Below are 18477 nucleotides of genomic sequence, written 5' to 3' on the forward strand. Positions count from 1 at the left end.
CGCGCAGCCGCTGATCGCCGGGGTCAGCGGCGGTGACGGCGGCGTTGCGGGGGGACGGCGTCGCCGCCTGGGCCGGGCTTCCGGCCGTCCCTCGCGGCGACCAGCGCGGCCAGGGCCGTGGTCAGCGGCACCGAGGCGATCAGGCCGATGCTGCCGACCAGGGTGCGCACCACCTCCTCGGCGACGATCTCGCTGGTGGCGACGGTCCACACGCCCTTGTTGGAGATCGAGAAGAGCAGCATCAACGGCAGTGCCGCGCCCGCGTAGGCCATCACCAGGGTGTTGACCGTCGAGGCGATGTGGTCCCGGCCGATCCTGATGCCGGCCCGGTACAGCGCCCGGGCACCCATGGTGGGGTCGGCGGCGCGCAGCTCCCAGACCGAGGAGGCCTGGGTGACCGTCACGTCGTTGAGCACTCCGAGCGAGCCGATGATCACACCGGCCAGCAGCAGGCCGGGGAGTTTGATCCCGGCGTAGAGCGAGTGGACCAGCGCGGTTTCGTCGGAGGTGTTGCCGGTCAGATGGGTGAGCCCGATGAAGACCTCGCCGAGGACGCCGATCAGCGCCAGCGAGGCCAGCGTGCCGATCACCGCCACCGAGGTGCGGGCGGACAGCCCGTGGCAGAGGTAGAGCGCCAGCAGCATGATCGCGCCGCCGCCGACGCAGGCCACCGTCAGCGGGTCCTCACCCTTGAGGATGGCCGGCAGCACGAACAGCGACAGCACCGCGAAACTGATCGCCAGGGCGACCAGCGCGGCCAGCCCGCGCAGCCGGCCGACCAGCACCACGGCGACGGCGAAGACTGCCGCGAGGATCTCCAGCGGCAGGGTGCGGTCGGCGTCGCCGATGGAGTACTGCAGCTCGGGGGGCGCGTTCGGCGAGTAGTCCAGGATGACCTTCTCACCCGCGCTGTAGACCGCCGTCTGGTCCGGGGTGAGCGTCTGGGTGACAGTCCTTCCGCTGTCCTTGCCGCTGGTGACCTGCACGGTCACCAGGGTGCAGGCGTTCTGGGCGGCGGTGCCGGTCGCGGTGCCGCCGGCGTCGCAGGGCGCGGACTTCGTCGCGGTGACCGTGCCGCTCGCCGTCGGCTGGTCGAAGCCGATCCCGGTGGAGGCGTGCGCGGGCAGCGGGCCCGGCCACAGCAGCGCCATTCCGGCCACCACGGCGACGGCGAAGGGCACCAGCACGGCCGCGATGATCCGGCGCAGCCGCCGGGAGGCCGGGGTCGCCGGACCGTGGTCGTGGCTGTGGCCATGACCGTGGTGCTGGTCCGAGTGGGGGGTGCTGGTCTCAGCCACGGGAGGGGGGTCCTTCCGGTACGCGCGCAGTGAACCGTACCGGACCGGCCTGTCCGGTGGCTGAGAAGCCCCACTGGCCAAGGGCGGCCCGGGGTCGCTACGGTGTCGACATCTCGATTGCAGACGCGGGAGCTCGGAGCACCGGGCTGAGAGGGCGCTGACCGCCGTACACGGAGTTGTACGGCAGCTGCTTGCGCCGACCGCACGAACCTGACCGGGTAATGCCGGCGTAGGGAGAAGTGGGTCTCATGACCAAGCACGACGCACAGCAGAACTCTGCCTCCAGCACCGGCACCGGGTACCCGACCCCGGCCTGGCGCAAGGCGTACCGCACGGGCTCCCGCCCCGACCTGCGCGTCCCGTACCGCGAGGTGCAGCTGAGCAACGGCCGCACGGTCCCGCTGTACGACACCTCCGGCCCGTACACCGATCCGGCGTACGAGGCCGACGTCCGACGCGGCCTCCCGCCGCTGCGGGACAGCTGGATCAGTCAACGCGGCGACATCGAGGAGTACCACGGCCGCGAGGCCCGCCCCGAGGACGACGGTCTCAAGCACACCTCACCGCGCGGCGGACTGGCCAACCTCGACGCCGTCTTCCCCGGCCGCCCGCGTCGCCCCCGCCGGGGCCGCGACGGTGCGGCGGTGACCCAGCTCGCGTACGCGCGGCGCGGGACCGTCACCGCGGAAATGGAGTTCGCGGCGCTGCGGGAGGGGATGGACCCGGAGACCGTTCGCGCGGAGATCGCGGCGGGCCGGGCCGTGCTCCCGGTGAACGTGAACCACCCGGAGGCCGAGCCGATGCTGATCGGCAGCCGCTTCCTGGTGAAGATCAACGCCAACATCGGCAACTCGGCGGTCACCTCCTCGATCGAGGAGGAGGTGGAGAAGATGTCCTGGGCCACCCGCTGGGGTGCCGACACCGTCATGGACCTCTCCACCGGCCGCAACATCCACACCACCCGCGAGTGGATCCTGCGCAACTCCCCGGTCCCGATCGGCACCGTGCCGCTCTACCAGGCCCTGGAGAAGGTGGACGGCAGGGCTGAGGAGCTCTCCTGGGAGGTCTACCGCGACACCGTCATCGAGCAGTGCGAGCAGGGCGTCGACTACATGACCGTGCACGCGGGCGTGCTGCTCCGCTACGTCCCGATGACGGCCCGGCGGAAGACCGGAATCGTCTCGCGCGGCGGCTCGATCATGGCGGCATGGTGTCTGGCACACCATCAGGAGAACTTCCTCTACACCAACTTCGAGGAACTCTGCGACATCCTGCGCGGCTACGACGTGACGTACTCGCTGGGCGACGGGCTGCGCCCGGGCTCCATCGCGGACGCCAACGACGAGGCGCAGTTCGCGGAGCTGACCACGCTCGGCGAGCTGGGCCGGATCGCCCGGTCCCGGGACGTCCAGGTGATGATCGAGGGCCCGGGACACGTCCCGATGCACAAGATCAAGGAGAACATGGACCTGCAGAAGGAGATCTGCGACGAGGCCCCGTTCTACACCCTCGGCCCGCTGACCACGGACGTCGCCCCCGGCTACGACCACATCACCTCGGGCATCGGCGCCGCGATGATCGCCTGGTGGGGGACGGCGATGCTCTGCTACGTCACCCCCAAGGAGCACCTGGGCCTGCCCAACCGCGACGACGTCAAGACCGGCGTGATCACCTACAAGATCGCCGCCCACGCGGCCGACCTCGCCAAGGGCCATCCCAGCGCCCAGGACTGGGACGACGCGCTGTCCGACGCCCGCTTCGAGTTCCGCTGGGAGGACCAGTTCAACCTGGCCCTCGACCCGGAGACGGCCCGCGACTTCCACGACGAGACCCTCCCGGCCGAGCCGGCCAAGACCGCGCACTTCTGCTCCATGTGCGGCCCGAAATTCTGCAGCATGAAGATCTCACAGAACATCCGCGACGAGTTCGGCGCGGAGCTCGACCCCGAGGCGGGGATGAAGGCCAAGTCCGAGGAGTTCGCCGCCCAGGGCAACCGGGTCTACCTGCCCCTGGCCAACTGACCGGCGGCAGGTAACGAACAGCGCCCGGGGCTGGAGGGGAGCCCCGGGCGCTGTCGTGGGACTTGCCGGTGGTTGTCCACAGGCCCTTCAGTGTGGACAGGGCCTGTGGACAACCGACTCAGTGGCGCTTGCGGCGGCGCTGGGCCGGGATCCTCCCGAGGCCGAAGCCCGGGAGCAGTTGGGCCATGCCCTGGCGCAGCTCGGACATGTCCGAGCGCATGGCCGACATGTCGCCACGCAGCTCGCGGACGTCCTCGCTGACGCCGCAGAGCTGCTCGCTCATCGCGCCGATGATCCGGCTGTTGGCGTGCAGCCGCTGGTCGACGGACTCGGCCCAGGCGGACCAGTCCATCCATCGTCCCTGGTCAGGGTCGGGCCCGGACCAGAAGTACTGCTCGGGGACGGGCGCCTCCGGGTGGGTCCGGAGGTACTCGTACTCGTCCCAGCACGGCCCCGGTCCGAGCCTCCGCTGCACCGGCGGAGGGGGCGGGAACGCGGGCTCGCGCCGCGACGCCTCGGCGTCGAGGAGGTAGCCGCGGACCCTGCGGGCGACCTCGCTGTCGCGCAGCAGCATCGCGACGTTGAGGACGGCTCGGCGCGGGAATAGGGCCGCTGACCTGCTCCTCGACGACCGGATCCCACAGACTGTCTTGAAGACAGTCAGTTCCTGACCGGTGAGCACGCGGTATCCGTTGGAGTTCAACTCGTCGCGGTGGTCGGTGCAGAGGCAGTAGATCGTGTTCTCGGTCACCTCGAAGTAGTCGGCGACCATCTTCGTGGTGACGTGCAGGTCGTCCGGGAGCATGACGAGGACCTTGACCTTGTCGAGGGCCTCGGTGCGGGTGCTGACGCTGTCGCGCAGGGCGCGCGACTCCAGCAGGGCGATCTCGGGTGGCATGGGTGTGCCTCCCCTTTCGCTTGAGTCGGGGAAATGACTGGGGTGCCCCCAGGCCGGGGCTCAGCGCCGTCCCACCCGGACGGTCAAGGGCACGAGTCGCCGTCGTCCACTCATCCCATGGGCCGAACCGAATCGGCCAACTCTCACAGTCACCACTCGCCGCGTCATCTCACCCAAAGTGCTCGTGCGCACTCTGGGCAACGATCCGATCGTCGTACGGTTACGCCTTCCGAAGGATTTCCCGAGAGTCTGTGCGGACGGCGAAGGTCTTGCGGACCGGCTCTGCGGGCGGGTGTCCGACCAGCGGATATTCGGGCGAAGGAAGGGGTGGGGCCGCCTACTCTGGGGGCATGAAGATTGGAATTGTGGGTGCCACGGGTCAGGTCGGCGGCGTCATGCGCCGGATTCTCGACGAGCGGGACTTCCCGGTGACGGAGCTGCGGCTGTTCGCCTCGGCCCGCTCCGCCGGTCGGGAGCTGCCGTGGAAGGACGGCGTGGTCACGGTCGAGGACGCCGACACGGCCGACTACTCCGGCCTGGACATCGTGCTCTTCTCGGCCGGTAAGACGGCCTCGCTGGCGCTGGCGTCCAAGGTCGCCGCCGCCGGGGCCGTGGTGATCGACAACTCCTCCGGCTGGCGGATGGACCCGCAGGTGCCGCTGGTCGTCTCCGAGGTGAACCCGCACGCGATCGCCGACCGCCCGCGCGGCATCATCGCCAACCCGAACTGCACCACCATGGCGGCCATGCCGGTGCTGCGCCCGCTGCACGAGGAGGCCGGGCTGGTGGCCCTGGTGGTGGCCACCTACCAGGCGGTGTCCGGGAGCGGCCTGAACGGGGTCGCCGAGCTGCAGGGCCAGGTCGACGCCGTCGGCGCCAAGGCCTCGGCGCTCACCCACGACGGTGCCGCGGTCGAGTTCCCCGAGCCGCAGCAGTACGTGGCGCCGATCGCGTTCAACGTGCTGCCGCTCGCGGGGTCCATCGTCGACGACGGCCGCAACGAGACCGACGAGGAGCAGAAGCTCCGCAACGAGAGCCGGAAGATCCTGGAGATCCCGGAGCTGAAGGTCTCCGGCACCTGCGTCCGGGTGCCCGTGTTCAGCGGCCACTCGCTGCAGATCAACGCCCGTTTCGCACGGCCGGTCAGCCCCGAGCGGGCCCGCGAGCTGCTCGCGGACGCGCCCGGTGTCGAGCTGTCCGAGATCCCGACCCCGCTGCAGGCGGCCGGCCAGGACCCGTCCTACGTCGGCCGGATCCGCGCCGACGAGACCGTGGAGCACGGGCTGTCGCTCTTCGTCTCCAACGACAACCTGCGCAAGGGCGCGGCGCTGAACGCGGTGCAGATCGCGGAGCTGGTCGCGGCGGAGCTGACGGCGGCGCGCACCGCCTGACGCGCCGTCTGACGTACCGCCGGGCCCGCGACGGCGGTACGTCGGGCGGGCCCGGCGCCGTCGCGGGCCCGGCCCGCTGCCGGCTCCGCGGCTTCGGGGTCAGGTCTCCTCGGCGTCCGGGTCGTCGGAGTTGGGGAGGAAGCGGGAGCGCCGGGTCGGTACCGTCGCGGTGCCGTTGCGGCCGGCGCCGGTCCGGGGTTCGATCGGGCCCGGCGAGTCGTAGCCCGGGCTGGTGAAGCCCGGACTGGTGAACTGGGGCTCACTCTCCTCGGTGGGCTTCACCTCCTCGCCGCGCTCGTCGGTGATCCGCTCCGGCCCCGGGCTGGTGAAGCCCGGGCTGCTGAAGTGCGGTTCGCCCTCCTCGTCCGGTTCGGTGTCCTGCCCCTTGTCGTTGGTGATCCGTTCCGCGCCCGGGCTGGTGAACCCCGGGCTGGTGAAGCCCAGCCGGGGCCGCTGCCGGACCAGGCTCACCCCCGTCGGCCTGGGCGCCGACGCACGCGGCGTGGTACCCAACTGGGCCAGCAGGTAGGGCAGCAGCGCGCGGTCGCGGAGCGCGCTGTGCCAGGTCTCCCTGGCTGTGGCGAGCTCCGCGTAGAGCTCGGGGTTGCGGCCCTCGGGCGGTGTCGAGGCGTCCCGGGCGGCGGTGAGCAGCAGTCCGATGATGTCCGCGGCGATGGAGGCCGCGCAGACCACGGCGGCGACCAGCCCGGCGGTGACCAGCTGCTGTCCCAGCGACATCCCGTCGGCGCGGAAGCTGTAGCCGAGGAGCAGCAGGACCAGGGCGCTGAGGCCGGACAGGATCGGCAGCAGCACCGCGATCAGCGGCACCCAGCCGGCGCGTTCGGCTGCGGCCAGCGGGTTGTCGGGCCCCTGCCACTGAGCCGGGTCGTCGCCGCCCACGCGTTCCCAGTCGGGGACCGGCATACTGCGGCGGGCCTGTTCGCGCAGCTCCACGAAGTAGGTGTACTCCGAGGCGGCCACGGCGGAGACGCTGGCCAGGTCGGTCATCGCCCGGGTGTGCAGCTGCTCGGCGTTGAGGCCGCCGGGCGTGCGGCGCAGGGCGGCGCGGACCTGCTCGTTGTGGAGCAGCTCCTCCACGATGCGTTCGTAGTCGAGCTTGTCCTCGGCGTGCAGGTAAGGAGCGCTGTCCATGGTTTCCACCTATACATCCCCCGTCTGCTCCGTGGCCGGCCCGTGCTCGGGGTGGACGGAGTGCGTCGGGTCGCGGGCCTTGGCGGATATCTCGATGGTAGGGGTCGGCTCTGACGCGGTGACAGTCGGTTTTCGGTTTTCTGTGGTTTCTGCGTGCTTTGGGGCCCCTGGTGCCTCCGGCACATGCCAGCGGCGATGATGACGTCGGGTCAGGCCAGCGGCAGCCGGGCGATCAGCAGTCGGCCCTCGCCTTCGAGGGTGACGCCGCCGTCCATCGCCACGGCCAGCTCGTCCGCGTACACGTGCGGGCCGCTGACCTGGTGGGCCGGGCGGCCGTCCTCGGTCCCGGTCTCGCCGAGCAGGTACGGGATGGGGCTGTGCCCGTGCACCACGCGGTGGCCGCCGTAGGCGTCGAGGAGTTCGTGCGCGGCGACCGGGCCGCTGTCGCCGCGGAAGGCGAAGCGCTTGGTCATCCGGCGGAAGCAGTCCCACCACTCGTCGCCCTCGCCGCGCTGCAGCACCCCGTGGATCGCGTCGTTGACCGCGTCCACCGAGTCGCCGTACTCCAGGTAGGCGGTGGTGTCGGAGTGGATCAGGAGATGACCGTCCTCGATGGCCATGGCCGGCAGCCGGCTGAGCCAGGCGACATGGTGGTCCTCCAGCCGCTCCATGTCGGAGGGCTGGCCGCCGTTCAGCCGCCAGGCCGCGAGGAAGGAGGCGGTGCCGGCGCTGGACTGGACCGACTCGTCGCCGAAGCGGTCCGCGCCGAGCAGCAGCAGTTCATGATTGCCCATCAGCGCCCGGCAGTAGCCGCCCGACGCGGCGGCCTCGGCGGCCAGCCGCATCACCAGGTCGATCACGCCGATGCCGTCCGGGCCCCGGTCGGTGAAGTCGCCGAGGAACCAGATCCGGGCCCGGCCGGCGCACCAGCGGCCCTCGGCGTCGATGATGCCCTCGGTGTGCAGGCCGTCCAGCAGTTCCTGCAGGTAGCCGTGGACGTCGCCGACGACGAAGAGCGGGCTGTCGTCCTGGTCGGCCCCGGCCTCATGGCCGGTCGGCCGGGGGTCCGGGGGGGTGTGCGGGCGGGCGGCCGGGGGGCCGGCCGCCCGGCTCGGCGGACCGGCCGGAGCCGCTCCGTGCGGGTAGGGGTCGGGAAAGCGGTTCGGACTCCCGGGCGCTGCCGGCGGACCGCCCAGCGGCGCGGCCGGCGCGGGCGGAACGGCAGGTGCGGGCGGCGGCCCGGCATGGCCGAAGACCGCCGCTCCGGGTGCCGCCGTGGGGACGGCTGTGGGGACGGCCGCAGCGGCCCCCGTGGCGCGCGGCGGCGGGGCGAAGAAGTCGTACGAAGTGGACCCGTCGTCCTGGATGATCGCCCCGTGGGGGTCCTCAGGCGTACCGGGGCCTGGGTCCGGCAGGTCAGGCCGGGCGTACAAGGGTCCACCTGTCATTCGCCCATCATAGGAAGATGCTCTTCGCGGCGTGGGCACCTGGGGCGGATCAATCCGCTGGGGCGGGCCTCTGGGCGGCTGGATCGTGGTGGTTTGGGTGGGTTTCCCTAGGTGCTCAGATGGTGCTCGACAGGTGCTCCGGCAGGGTCAGTCCTCGCCGGGGTCGCGCGGCGGGCTGACCGTGGTGCGCGGCGGGCGGCGCTGGGAGGACCGCCGCACGATCAGCTCGGTGGGCATCAGCTGCCCGGTCGGGTGGTCGCCGCCGACGGCGGTGCCGGTCCCCTCGATGGCGTCGATCAGCAGGTTCACCACGGTGGTGCCGATCCGCTGGGGCTTCAGCGACAGCGTGGTGATCGGCGGCTCGGTGGTCGAGTAGACGTCGCTCTCGCTGCAGCAGACCAGCAGCAGTTCCTCCGGGACGCGCAGCCCGTAGCGACGGGCGGCGGCGAGCAGGTCGGTCCCGTTGGGATCGAACAGCCCGTACACGGCGTCGGGCCGGTCCGGGCGGGCGAGCAGCCGGTCGGCGGCCACCGCGCCGGCGCAGGGGTCGTGGGCCGGATAGGCCTCGTACAGCGGTTCCTGGCCGACCCGGTGGCACCAGCCGAGGTAGGCCTCGGTGCTGAGCCGGGTGTAGGTGTCGGTGCTGGTGCCGGTGAGCAGGCCGATCCGGCGGGCCCCGGCCTCGGCCAGATGGTCCAGGATCCCCATCACGGCGGCGGCGTGGTCGTTGTCGACCCAGGCGGTGACCGGGCAGTTGCCCGGCTTTCCGTCGCTGACCACCGGCAGGCCCTGCCGGTAGAGCTCGGCGACCATCGGGTCGTGGTCGGACGGGTCGATCACCACGGTGCCGTCCAGGGCGACATTGCCCCAGACGTCGTGGCGGGAGGTGGCCGGCAGTACCACCAGGGCGTAGCCGCGGGTCAGCGCGGCGGAGGTCGCGGCCCGGGCCATCTCCGCGAAGTAGGCGAACTCGGTGAAGGTGAAAGGTTCCTGGCCGTAGGTGGTGACCGTGAGGCCGATCAGGCCGGAGCGCCCGGTGCGCAGGGTGCGCGCGGCGGCGGACGGGCGGTACCCGAGGCGTTCGGCGACCTCCCTGACCTTGCTGCGGGTCTCGTCGGGGAGGCGGCCCTTGCCGTTGAGCGCGTCGGACACGGTGGTGATGGACACCCCCGCTGCTGCGGCGACGTCCCTGATGCCCGCACGCTCCATGCGCCGTGCCTGGGTGGGGCGCCGGCCGCTCTGGTTGGCTGCTGCTGCTGTCATGTCGGCACCGATCGTATGGCTCAATGCCGACAGTAGGTCAGGGTCTGGGTGGTAGCTCCGCAGATACGTTTCTCCATGAACATTTATCTCGTTTGCCCTTACTGTGCCGCCCAGTTGATGCCGATTGCCTGCGTTTCGTCCACGCACCGGTGGTGTAGCCAAAGAAGCACTCCCTGCACACGGGTGGAACATGTCACTCGCACGGGTGAGATATGGCCGATCGGCTCGTATGGTGATCTCGACCGAGCTCTACGCGAAGTGAAGGACGACCACGGTGAGCGAGACCCCACGGCAGCAGCAGGGCCCGCGCCTGCGCGAGGCACTCCGCGGCATCCCCGCGTACAAGCCCGGCAAGCCGGCGCAGGGCGCCGACGGCGGGCCGGCATTCAAGCTCTCGTCCAACGAGAACCCCTACCCGCCGCTTCCCGGGGTGCTGGACGCCGCCGTGGCCGCGGCCGGTTCGTTCAACCGCTACCCGGACATGGGCACGGTCGCGCTGATCGCCGAGCTGGCCCAGCGCTTCGGGGTGCCCGAGGCGCACATCGCCACCGGCACCGGCTCGGTCGGCGTCGCCCAGTCGCTGATCCAGGCCACGGCCGGGCCCGGCGACGAGGTGATCTACGCCTGGCGCTCGTTCGAGGCGTACCCGATCATCACCCAGGTGAACGGGGCGACCTCGGTACGGGTCCCGCTGACCGACGGCGACGTGCACGACCTGGACGCGATGCTGGCGGCGGTCACCGAGCGGACCCGGCTGATCTTCGTCTGCAACCCGAACAACCCGACCGGCACGGTGGTCCGCCGCGCCGAGCTGGAGCGTTTCCTGGACGCCGTGCCCGCCGATGTCCTGGTGGTGCTGGACGAGGCCTACCGCGAGTTCGTCCGCGACGCGGAGGTGCCGGACGGCGTCGAGCTCTACCGGGACCGCCCGAACGTGTGCGTGCTGCGCACCTTCTCCAAGGCGTACGGACTGGCCGGGCTCCGGGTCGGCTTCGCGGTGGCGCACGAGCCGGTGGCCACCGCGCTGCGGCAGACCGCGGTGCCCTTCGGCGTCAGCCAGCTGGCCCAGGACGCCGCGGTGGTCTCGCTGCGCTCGGAGGACGCGCTGCTGGAGCGGGTGGCCGCGCTGGTCGCCGAGCGGGACCGGGTGGAGGCCGCGCTGGCCGGCCAGGGCTGGGAGCTGCCGGCCTCGCAGGCCAACTTCGTCTGGCTGCGGCTGGGCGAGCGGACCATGGACTTCGCGGCGGCCTGCGACGCGGCCGGCGTCGTGGTGCGGCCGTTCGCGGGCGAGGGCGTCCGGGTGACCATCGGCGAGACCGAGGGCAACGATCTGTTCCTGGCGGTGGCCGAGCGCTTCCGCAAGGAGCTCTGACCGGAGCGACGCACGCGGGGCGCCGACCGGCGCCCGCGGCGACGCGCGAAGGGCCTCGCACCACCTGGGGTGGTGCGAGGCCCTTCCGCGTTCCGGCGCAGCCGCCGGGTCTGCCGTGCCCTGCCGCTATGCGGTGGGGCTGGCGGCGGGGGCGGGGGAGCGGGTGGGGAGCAGGGCCTTGCAGATGGCGTAGGCCGCGGCGGTCTTGGGGTCGGTGGTGTTCAGCGCACGCAGGCCGCCGGTGGCCGGCAGGGTGATGCCGTGGTCCTTCATGCAGCTGGAGAAGGCGGCCATGGCCGTGCTGTTGAGGTTGCCGCCGCCGCGGCCGCCGCCGAAGCCGCCCTTGGGCCGCAGCGAGGCGCAGGCCTGCATCGCGGCCTGGGTGGCCGGATCCGCCGAGGCGCCGCCGAAGCCCCCGCCGCCGTAGCCGCCGCCGTAACCGCCGCTGGGGCGGGCGCCGGGGGTGCCGTTGCCCGGGGCGCCACTGCGGTGTCCGCTGGGGCGGCCGGTCGGCAGGGTGACTCCGTGCTGGCTGAGGCACTGCCGGTAGGCCTGCATCTGGGCGTTGCCCGAGGACGACGCGGAGGCCGGGGCCTGGGCGGTGGTCGTGGCGGCGGGCGCGGAGGAGCAGGAGGACAGCAGCAGCGCGCCGAGGCTGAGCAGTCCGGCCGCAGCGAGGCCGCGTGAGCGTCGGGTGGTCATAGGTGTAGACGGAAGCGCACAGGGATGGAGGGTCCCTGGGGGATACCTGGGAACTCGCTGGGACTCCTCGGTCGCCGATCCGTGCGAATCACGCCCGCGAGCGGCGATTGGCGAACAATGTCCTTATTTGTCCGCCGGAACGGGATGATCGACTCCCAGCGAACCCGAGGTTTTCTCGCAGTGATCGGCAGGGGGGCGGGGTCAGTGTGTGCTCCATGAAGGCGCTCCCACGACGGCGCAGGGCCGTCCTGTTGAACTCCGTGCTCGGCCTGGTGCTGCTCTCCGGTGCGGGAGTCGCGTACGCGACGGTCAGTGACAACGGCAGCAGCGGTTCCCCGACCACGGCGCGGACCGCGACCGTCGCGCAGGGGACGGTGCTGGCGACGGTGTCCGGCTCCGGCTCGCTGTTCTCCCCCTCGGACGCGGGTGCCGGCTTCACCACCGGCGGCACGCTCACCGAGGTCGACGTCTCGCCGGGGCAGAAGGTGACGGCCGGCCAGGTGCTGGCGAAGGTCGACCCGACCACGGCGAACGAGACGCTGACGGCGGCCCAGGCTTCGCTGACCGCAGCCCAGGCCAACCTGACGAACGTGGAGAGCGGGCAGAGCTCGTCCTCCGGCGGTGGCAACTCCGGCAGTGGCAACGGCGGCAGCGGTGGCTCCGGCGGCGGCACCAGTGGCGGCGGCAGCACCGGTGGCACCGTTCCGGCGGCGTCCTCGACAACGCGCAGCCAGCCCTCCGGGAAGCCGACCACCCAGCCCACCACCGCACCGACCGGGACGACCCCGTCGCCCGGGGCCAGCCCGTCCCGCCACCCGCGGGTCGCCCAGCCGGCCGACGGTACCCAGGCCGCCACCATCGCCCAGCCCGCCGACTACGTCCAGGCCGCCGCCACCCCGAGCGCCACGCCCACGGTCAACCCGGCCCAGCTGGCCTCCGCCGAGCAGCAGGTCACCTCGGCGCAGAACGCGGTCGCCACCGCCCAGCGGGCCGTGGACGGCACCGTGCTGAAGGCCCCGGTCAGCGGCACCGTCGCCTCGGTGGCCGGGAAGGTCGGCCAGACCGTCTCCGGATCCGGTGGCGGCTCGGGCAGCGGCTCGGCTTCGGGCAGCGGCTCCAGCAGCAGCTCCTCCGCGTCCAGCACCGTCCCCACCGGCTTCGTGGTGATCACCAACCCGACCGGGATGGAGGTGACCGCGGACTTCTCCGAGGCCGACGCGCTGAAGCTGCAGGCCGGCCAGGCCGCGACGGTCACCCTGAACGCGCAGACCAGCACGGTGCTGAACGCCAAGCTGCTCTCCATCAGCTCGCTGCCGGTCAGCAGCTCCGGCAGCGGCAGCTCCAGCAGCGCGGTGCAGTACGCCGCGGTGCTGTCGATCACCAGCGACACCTCGACCCTGCGGACCGGCCTCAGCACCAGCGTCCAGGTGGTCACCGGCGAGGCGTCCAACGCGCTCTACGTGCCGACCGCCGCGATCACCGGCACCGGGTCGTCCAGCAGCGTGACCCTGGTGCTGCCGGACGGCAGCACCAGGCGGCAGAGCGTCACGGTGGGCGTCCAGGGCGACACCGAGGTCCAGATCACCGACGGTGTGACGGCCGGCGAGAAGGTCCAGCTCACGGTGGTCTCCAGCAGCGGCAGCGGCGGGTTCCCCGGCGGCGGCTTCCCCGGCGGCGGCGGACGGACCCGTACCGGTGGCGGCGGCGCCGGCGCCGGCGGCTTCGGTGGCGGCGGCGGGGGTGCGAAGGGATGAGGCTTCGCTCCCGTCGGAGTGTGCCGCCGCCCGCCGACCAGCGGCCGAGCGGTCCGATCCCGGTCCTCGCGGTGCACCGCCTGGTCAAGACCTACGGGCACGGCGACGCCGCGGTGCACGCCCTGAGCGGTCCCTTCGACGCCCAGGGCCGGGAGCAGGGCGTCGACCTGACGATCCACCAGGGCGACTTCGTGGCGGTGATGGGCAGCTCCGGCTCCGGCAAGTCCACGCTGATGAACATCCTGGGCTGCCTGGACGCGCCGACCTCCGGCCGCTATCTGCTGGACGGCATCGACGTCGGCGGCCTGGACGAGCACCAGCTCTCGCTGGTCCGGAACCGCAAGATCGGCTTCATCTTCCAGTCCTTCAACCTGGTGCCGCGGACCACCGCGGTCGCCCAGGTGGAGCTGCCGCTCGCCTACGCGGGTGTGAAGGCGGCCGAGCGGCGCCGCCGGGCGATGGCGGCGCTGACCCTGGTCGGCCTCGCCGACCGGGCCGACCACCGGCCCAACGAGCTCTCCGGCGGCCAGCAGCAGCGCGTCGCCGTGGCTCGTGCGCTGGTCACCGCCCCGGCGATGCTGCTCGCCGACGAGCCGACCGGAAACCTCGACAGCCGCAGCACCGACGACGTGCTGGCCATCGTGGACCGCCTCAACGCGGCCGGCCGCACCGTCGTCCTGATCACCCACGAGGACGAGGTGGCCCGGCACGCCAAGCGGGTGATCCGGCTGGTCGACGGCCAGATCTACGAGGACGTCCGGCAGGCTCCGGTGGACGGTCCGCCGCCCGCGCTGCTCGACCCGGACGACTTCGCCTCGCACACCCTGCACCTGCACGCCGTCAAGGCCAACCAGATCGGAGCGGCGCGGTGAACCCGTTCCAGACCCTGCGCTTCGCCTTCGGCGGCCTCGCCGCCAACAAGGTCCGCTCCGGGCTGACCATGCTGGGCATCCTGATCGGCGTGGCCGCGGTGATCCTGCTGCTCGCGGTCGGCAACGGCTCCTCGCAGGCGGTGAAGGACGCGATCTCCGCGCTGGGCACCAACGCCCTCACCGTCAGCTCCGGGGCCGGCTCCAGCACCTCGACCGCGACCAGCACCAAGCCGCTGACCGTCGCGGACGCCCGTGCGCTGGCCGACCCGACCCAGGCCCCGGACATCAAGGGCGTCGCGCCCGAGGTCACCACCTCGCAGACGGCGCTCTACCAGGGCACCTCGCACACCGTCAGCTCGATCGTCGGCACCTACCCGGCCTACTTCGAGGCCTCCAACAGCAAGGTCACCTCGGGTGACTACTTCAGCGACGACGACGTGCTGAACTCCCGCAAGGTCGCCGTCATCGGCACCACCACGGCCACCGACCTGTTCGGCACCGACAGTCCGATCGGCAAGGTCGTCACCATCGGCGGCACCCCGTTCACCATCGTCGGCGAGCTGGCCAGCAAGGGTTCCGGCACCGGCTTCCAGGACCCGGACGACACCATCATCGCGCCGCTGCCGACCGTGCAGAACGCCTTCACCGGCTTCGGTTCGCTGAACCAGATCCTGGTCGAGGCCAACTCGGCGGACGCCACCACCAACGCCCAGAGCGAGATCACCACGATCCTGATGGGCCAGCACGGCATCACCAGCCCGACCGCGGTGGACTTCCGGGTCTCCAGCCAGACGCAGCTGCTGAGCACCCGCACCTCCACCAACCAGACCTTCACCGTGCTGCTCGGTGCGGTGGCCGCGATCTCGCTGCTGGTCGGCGGGATCGGCATCACCAACATCATGCTGGTCACGGTCACCGAGCGGACCCGGGAGATCGGCATCCGCAAGGCCATCGGCGCGCCCAAGTCGGTGATCCTGGGCCAGTTCCTGGCCGAGTCGACGCTGTTGTCACTCGTCGGCGGCGGGCTCGGGGTGGCCGCCGCGCTGATCGGGGCGCACTTCACCATCGTCGGCATCAAGCCGGTGGTGATCCCGGAGTCGGTCTACGGGGCGTTCGGCATCGCCGTCGCCATCGGGCTGTTCTTCGGCAGCTACCCGGCCAGCCGGGCCGCCGGTCTGCGGCCGATCGAGGCGCTGCGCCATGAGTGACCAGACCGACCCGAACTACCGGCTGAAGGCAGAGAAGGAGAGGGCCGCGACGATGGCCGGACACCACAGCGAGCTGACCGAGGACTCGTTCGTTCCCGGACTGCGCGAGGAGCCGCAGACGGAGGAGCTGGAGCTGCTGGCCGGCCCCGAGCTGTCGCCCGAGGAGATCCTCGCCGAGCCGCCGGACTCCCGGGACATCGCCGCCGAGCTGGCCGCGCCGCCGCGCCGCAAGCTGCCGTGGCTGACGCTGCTGCTGTGCGGCGGCGTGGTGGCCGCCGCGGCCTTCGCCGGCGGGGCCTACGTGGAGAAGAACACCCTGACCGGCTCGGGCGGCAGCGCCGCCTCGGCCTCCGGTCGCGCGGGCGGCTTCACCCGGGGCGGCGGCACCGGCACCGGCCGGACCGGCGGCGGGGCGACCGGCGGCGCCGGCAGCGGCGCCACCATCGGCACGGTGAAGCTGGTCGACGGCAGCACCATCTACGTGACCGACACCTCGGGGAACATCGTCAAGGTCACCACCGGCTCCTCCACCACGGTGAGCGTCGCCAAGAACGGCGCGGTCGGCGACCTGCAGCCGGGCCAGACCGTGGTGGTGCGCGGCAGCACCGACGCCTCCGGCGACGTGGCCGCGACCACCGTCACCGAGGGCGGCAGCAGCTTCGGAGGCGGCTTCGGTGGCGGTGGCGGCGGTGGCACCGGCGGCAGCACGGGTGGCGGCTCCGGCTCCGGCGCCGGCAGCAGCGGCGGCTGATTCACAGCCGGTCCTCATCCGGTCCTCATACTCCCGCCGTACGGTGCCCGAGGACGCACGCCTCCCGCACCCTTCCCCCACCGTCCCAGCCGTCAGGGGCCGCACATGGACACCGCCGAAGCCAGCCTCCTGGTTGTCGACGACGAACCGAACATCCGCGAGCTGCTCTCCGCGTCGCTGCGGTTCGCCGGCTTCCGGGTCGCCTCCGCCGCCTCCGGCGCCGAGGCGGTCGCCGCCGTGGCCAGGAACCGGCCCGACCTGGTGCTGCTCGACGTGATGCTGCCGGACATGGACGGCTTCGCCGTGGTCCGGCGGCTGCGGGACGACCCGGCCGGACAGACCCGGCAGGGCGAGCGGGACCGGATCCCGGTGATCTTCCTCACCGCCAAGGACGGCGTGGACGACAAGATCAGCGGGCTGACCGCGGGCGGGGACGACTACGTCACCAAGCCGTTCAGCCTGGAGGAGCTGATCGCCCGGATCCGGGCGATCCTGCGCCGCACCGGCGGTCCGGCCGACTCGGGACGGCTGGTGGTGGCCGACCTGGAGCTGGACCCGGTCGGCCACCAGGTGATCAGGGACGGCAAGGCGGTCTCGCTCTCCCCCACCGAGTTCAAGCTGCTCGAGTACCTGATGAGCAACACCGGCCGGGTGGTGTCCAAGATGCAGATCCTGGACCACGTCTGGGCCTACGACTTCGGCGGCGACCTGAGCATCGTCGAGTCGTACATCTCGTACCTGCGCCGCAAGGTCGACTCCGGGGCCGGCGGCGTCCCGAAGCTGATCCACACCGTCCGGGGGATCGGCTATGTCCTTCGCCGTCCTGCTGCGTAAGGTCCGCCGCCGGCTGGCGAACACCGTGCGCGGCGGCCTGTCGCTGCGCGGGCGGCTGCTGGTGCTGGCGGTGGCGCTGGTCGCGCTGGGTCTGGCGGTCAGCGATGTGCTGGTGCTGGGCATCGTCCGGAACCAGCTGGTCAGCCGGGTGGACAGCCAGCTGCAGGGCTTCGCGAAACCGATGGCGCACCGGCTGGCGGACGGGCACGAGCCGACCCTGCCCCACTGGGGGACCCAGCGCGGGCTGCTGCCCAGCCAGTTCGAGATCACCTTCCGGCGGCCCGACGGCAGTTACAGCGAGTGGCAGCGGCAGCCGGTCCTGGACAGCGACCCGATGCCGTCACTGCCGGTACTCAGCGACGCGGAGGTGGCGGCCCGGGTCGGCCATCCGTTCACGGCACCCAGCGACCACGGCGGCGGCAGCTGGCGGGTGCTGGTCCTGCCGGTCACCGACACGGTCACCGGGCAGTCGACGGACATGCTGGTCGCCGCCTCGCTGGAGGAGACGAATCTGACGGTCAGCAAGCTCAGCGAGGGCTTTCTGGCCATCGGCGGCGGGGTGCTGCTGCTGCTCGCGCTGGCCGGCTGGTTCGCGGTGCGGACCGGGCTGAAGCCGTTGCGGCGGATCGAGACCACCGCGATCGAGATCGCCAGTGGGCATGCCCTGTCCAACCGGATGCCGGAGGGGTCGCAGCACACCGAGATCGGCCGGCTGACCGGGGCGCTGAACTCGATGCTGGCGCAGATCGAGTCGGCCTTCTCGGCGCGGGCCGCCTCCGAGGACCGGATGCGCCGCTTCGTGGCGGACGCCAGTCACGAGCTGCGCACCCCGCTGGCGGGCATCCGCGGCTTCGCCGAGCTCTACCGGATGGGCGCGCTCAGTACCGACGCCGAGGTCAAGCGGGTGATGGGGCGGATCGAGAGCGAGGCGGTCCGGATGGGCGGCCTGGTCGAGGACCTGCTGACGCTGGCCCGGCTGGACGAGCAGCGCCCGCTGGAGCTGGCCCCGATGGACCTGCGCACCCTGGCTGCGGACGCCCTGCACGACACCACCGCGCTGGACCCGACCCGCCCGGTCGCCCTGACCGGGCCCGGCGGCGCGGCCAGCCCGGGGGCGGCGCTGGTGCTGGGGGACGAGGCGCGGCTGCGGCAGGTCGTCACCAACCTGGTCGGTAACGCCGTCAAGCACACCCCGCCGGGCACGCCGGTGCGCATCGGTGTGGGCACGGTGGACGGCCACGGGGTGATCGAGGTCGCCGACCAGGGGCCGGGTCTGGCCCCGGAGCAGGCCGAACGGGTCTTCGAGCGGTTCTACCGGGTGGACTCCTCGCGCAGCCGTCAGGAGGGTGGCGGTGCCGGTCTCGGCCTGGCCATCGTCTCCGCACTGACCGCGGCCCACCACGGCGACGTGCAGCTGACCACCGCTCCCGGCGCGGGCGCGGTCTTCAGGGTGCGGCTGCCCTGCGCCTGAGGCGCCCGGCCGGATGGCCCCTGCGCCTGAGTCGACGTAGTG

Annotated in this window: 15 protein-coding genes and 1 riboswitch; of the genes, 9 read left to right on the forward strand and 6 right to left on the reverse strand. The window is 72.1% G+C overall.

What is annotated here, in order from left to right; all coding sequences use genetic code 11:
- Window positions 1-23: 23 nt before the first annotated feature.
- Window positions 24-1298 (reverse strand): YibE/F family protein, encoded by a 1275-nt coding sequence (locus tag ABH925_RS19585; RefSeq protein ID WP_370149599.1) that lies wholly within the window; start codon window positions 1296-1298, stop codon window positions 24-26.
- Window positions 1299-1413: 115 nt separating this feature from the next.
- Window positions 1414-1552, forward strand: a riboswitch (TPP riboswitch).
- On the opposite strand from ABH925_RS19585, the gene thiC reads away from it, so the two are divergent.
- On the forward strand, window positions 1547-3319 hold the full coding sequence (thiC, locus tag ABH925_RS19590; RefSeq protein ID WP_370149601.1) for a phosphomethylpyrimidine synthase ThiC: 1773 nt from the start codon (window positions 1547-1549) through the stop codon (window positions 3317-3319). (Overlaps the previous riboswitch by 6 nt.)
- A gap of 118 nt (window positions 3320-3437) precedes the next feature.
- Here thiC and ABH925_RS19595 read toward each other — a convergent pair whose 3' ends face one another.
- The gene (locus ABH925_RS19595) at window positions 3438-4217 is read right to left on the reverse strand and encodes a hypothetical protein (protein ID WP_370149603.1); all 780 of its coding nucleotides are present in this window, start codon (window positions 4215-4217) and stop codon (window positions 3438-3440) included.
- Between the two features lie 350 nt (window positions 4218-4567).
- Between ABH925_RS19595 and ABH925_RS19600 the strand changes: the two genes are divergently transcribed.
- Entirely contained in the window at window positions 4568-5608 is a 1041-nt protein-coding gene (locus ABH925_RS19600; RefSeq protein ID WP_370149606.1) for an aspartate-semialdehyde dehydrogenase, read from the forward strand.
- Between the two features lie 99 nt (window positions 5609-5707).
- On the opposite strand, the gene ABH925_RS19605 is transcribed toward ABH925_RS19600, so the two are convergent.
- The 3 genes from ABH925_RS19605 to ABH925_RS19615 form a co-directional block, all read right to left on the reverse strand.
- Window positions 5708-6760 (reverse strand): hypothetical protein, encoded by a 1053-nt coding sequence (locus ABH925_RS19605; RefSeq protein ID WP_370149609.1) that lies wholly within the window; start codon window positions 6758-6760, stop codon window positions 5708-5710.
- A 209-nt stretch (window positions 6761-6969) separates the two neighbouring features.
- A complete protein-coding gene (locus tag ABH925_RS19610) occupies window positions 6970-8208 on the reverse strand; it encodes a metallophosphoesterase (RefSeq protein WP_370149611.1) in 1239 nt (412 codons plus the stop codon).
- 147 nt (window positions 8209-8355) lie between these two features.
- Window positions 8356-9471, reverse strand: a complete 1116-nt coding sequence (locus ABH925_RS19615; RefSeq protein WP_370149613.1) for a LacI family DNA-binding transcriptional regulator — start codon at window positions 9469-9471, stop codon at window positions 8356-8358.
- A 274-nt stretch (window positions 9472-9745) separates the two neighbouring features.
- Here ABH925_RS19615 and hisC point away from each other — a divergent pair, with 274 nt between their 5' ends.
- Complete coding sequence (hisC, locus tag ABH925_RS19620; RefSeq protein WP_370149614.1) at window positions 9746-10843, forward strand: histidinol-phosphate transaminase; 1098 nt, start codon at window positions 9746-9748, stop codon at window positions 10841-10843.
- Between the two features lie 126 nt (window positions 10844-10969).
- On the opposite strand, the gene ABH925_RS19625 is transcribed toward hisC, so the two are convergent.
- Window positions 10970-11545, reverse strand: a complete 576-nt coding sequence (locus ABH925_RS19625) for a hypothetical protein (protein WP_370149615.1) — start codon at window positions 11543-11545, stop codon at window positions 10970-10972.
- Between the two features lie 215 nt (window positions 11546-11760).
- On the opposite strand from ABH925_RS19625, the gene ABH925_RS19630 reads away from it, so the two are divergent.
- From ABH925_RS19630 to ABH925_RS19655, 6 genes are all read left to right on the forward strand, one after another.
- Window positions 11761-13299, forward strand: a complete 1539-nt coding sequence (locus tag ABH925_RS19630) for an efflux RND transporter periplasmic adaptor subunit (protein ID WP_370149616.1) — start codon at window positions 11761-11763, stop codon at window positions 13297-13299.
- Window positions 13296-14171 carry an ABC transporter ATP-binding protein gene (locus ABH925_RS19635; protein ID WP_370149618.1) on the forward strand — a complete coding sequence of 292 codons (876 nt, stop codon included), beginning with the start codon at window positions 13296-13298 and terminating at the stop codon, window positions 14169-14171. The genes ABH925_RS19630 and ABH925_RS19635 overlap by 4 nt, the downstream gene beginning before the upstream one ends.
- Window positions 14168-15379 (forward strand): ABC transporter permease, encoded by a 1212-nt coding sequence (locus tag ABH925_RS19640; protein ID WP_370149619.1) that lies wholly within the window; start codon window positions 14168-14170, stop codon window positions 15377-15379. Before ABH925_RS19635 ends, ABH925_RS19640 begins: the two co-directional genes overlap by 4 nt.
- Window positions 15372-16130 carry a hypothetical protein gene (locus ABH925_RS19645; RefSeq protein ID WP_370149621.1) on the forward strand — a complete coding sequence of 253 codons (759 nt, stop codon included), beginning with the start codon at window positions 15372-15374 and terminating at the stop codon, window positions 16128-16130. Before ABH925_RS19640 ends, ABH925_RS19645 begins: the two co-directional genes overlap by 8 nt.
- A gap of 105 nt (window positions 16131-16235) precedes the next feature.
- Entirely contained in the window at window positions 16236-16964 is a 729-nt protein-coding gene (locus ABH925_RS19650; RefSeq protein ID WP_370149623.1) for a response regulator transcription factor, read from the forward strand.
- Complete coding sequence (locus tag ABH925_RS19655) at window positions 16939-18435, forward strand: sensor histidine kinase (protein ID WP_370149624.1); 1497 nt, start codon at window positions 16939-16941, stop codon at window positions 18433-18435. The genes ABH925_RS19650 and ABH925_RS19655 overlap by 26 nt, the downstream gene beginning before the upstream one ends.
- Window positions 18436-18477: the final 42 nt, after the last annotated feature.

The sequence above is a fragment of the Streptacidiphilus sp. EB129 genome, assembly GCF_041262645.1.
Lineage (GTDB): Bacteria > Actinomycetota > Actinomycetes > Streptomycetales > Streptomycetaceae > Streptacidiphilus.

Excerpts from the sequence above, each read along its gene's own strand:
- thiC (WP_370149601.1), top strand. The coding sequence starts at position 1,547 with ATGACCAAGCACGACGCACAGCAGAACTCTGCCTCCAGCACCGGCACC.
- ABH925_RS19595 (WP_370149603.1), bottom strand. The coding sequence starts at position 4,217 with ATGCCACCCGAGATCGCCCTGCTGGAGTCGCGCGCCCTGCGCGACAGC.
- ABH925_RS19600 (WP_370149606.1), top strand. The coding sequence starts at position 4,568 with ATGAAGATTGGAATTGTGGGTGCCACGGGTCAGGTCGGCGGCGTCATG.
- ABH925_RS19605 (WP_370149609.1), bottom strand. The coding sequence starts at position 6,760 with ATGGACAGCGCTCCTTACCTGCACGCCGAGGACAAGCTCGACTACGAA.
- ABH925_RS19610 (WP_370149611.1), bottom strand. The coding sequence starts at position 8,208 with ATGACAGGTGGACCCTTGTACGCCCGGCCTGACCTGCCGGACCCAGGC.
- ABH925_RS19615 (WP_370149613.1), bottom strand. The coding sequence starts at position 9,471 with ATGACAGCAGCAGCAGCCAACCAGAGCGGCCGGCGCCCCACCCAGGCA.
- ABH925_RS19625 (WP_370149615.1), bottom strand. The coding sequence starts at position 11,545 with ATGACCACCCGACGCTCACGCGGCCTCGCTGCGGCCGGACTGCTCAGC.
- ABH925_RS19630 (WP_370149616.1), top strand. The coding sequence starts at position 11,761 with ATGAAGGCGCTCCCACGACGGCGCAGGGCCGTCCTGTTGAACTCCGTG.
- ABH925_RS19635 (WP_370149618.1), top strand. The coding sequence starts at position 13,296 with ATGAGGCTTCGCTCCCGTCGGAGTGTGCCGCCGCCCGCCGACCAGCGG.
- ABH925_RS19645 (WP_370149621.1), top strand. The coding sequence starts at position 15,372 with ATGAGTGACCAGACCGACCCGAACTACCGGCTGAAGGCAGAGAAGGAG.
- ABH925_RS19650 (WP_370149623.1), top strand. The coding sequence starts at position 16,236 with ATGGACACCGCCGAAGCCAGCCTCCTGGTTGTCGACGACGAACCGAAC.
- ABH925_RS19655 (WP_370149624.1), top strand. The coding sequence starts at position 16,939 with ATGTCCTTCGCCGTCCTGCTGCGTAAGGTCCGCCGCCGGCTGGCGAAC.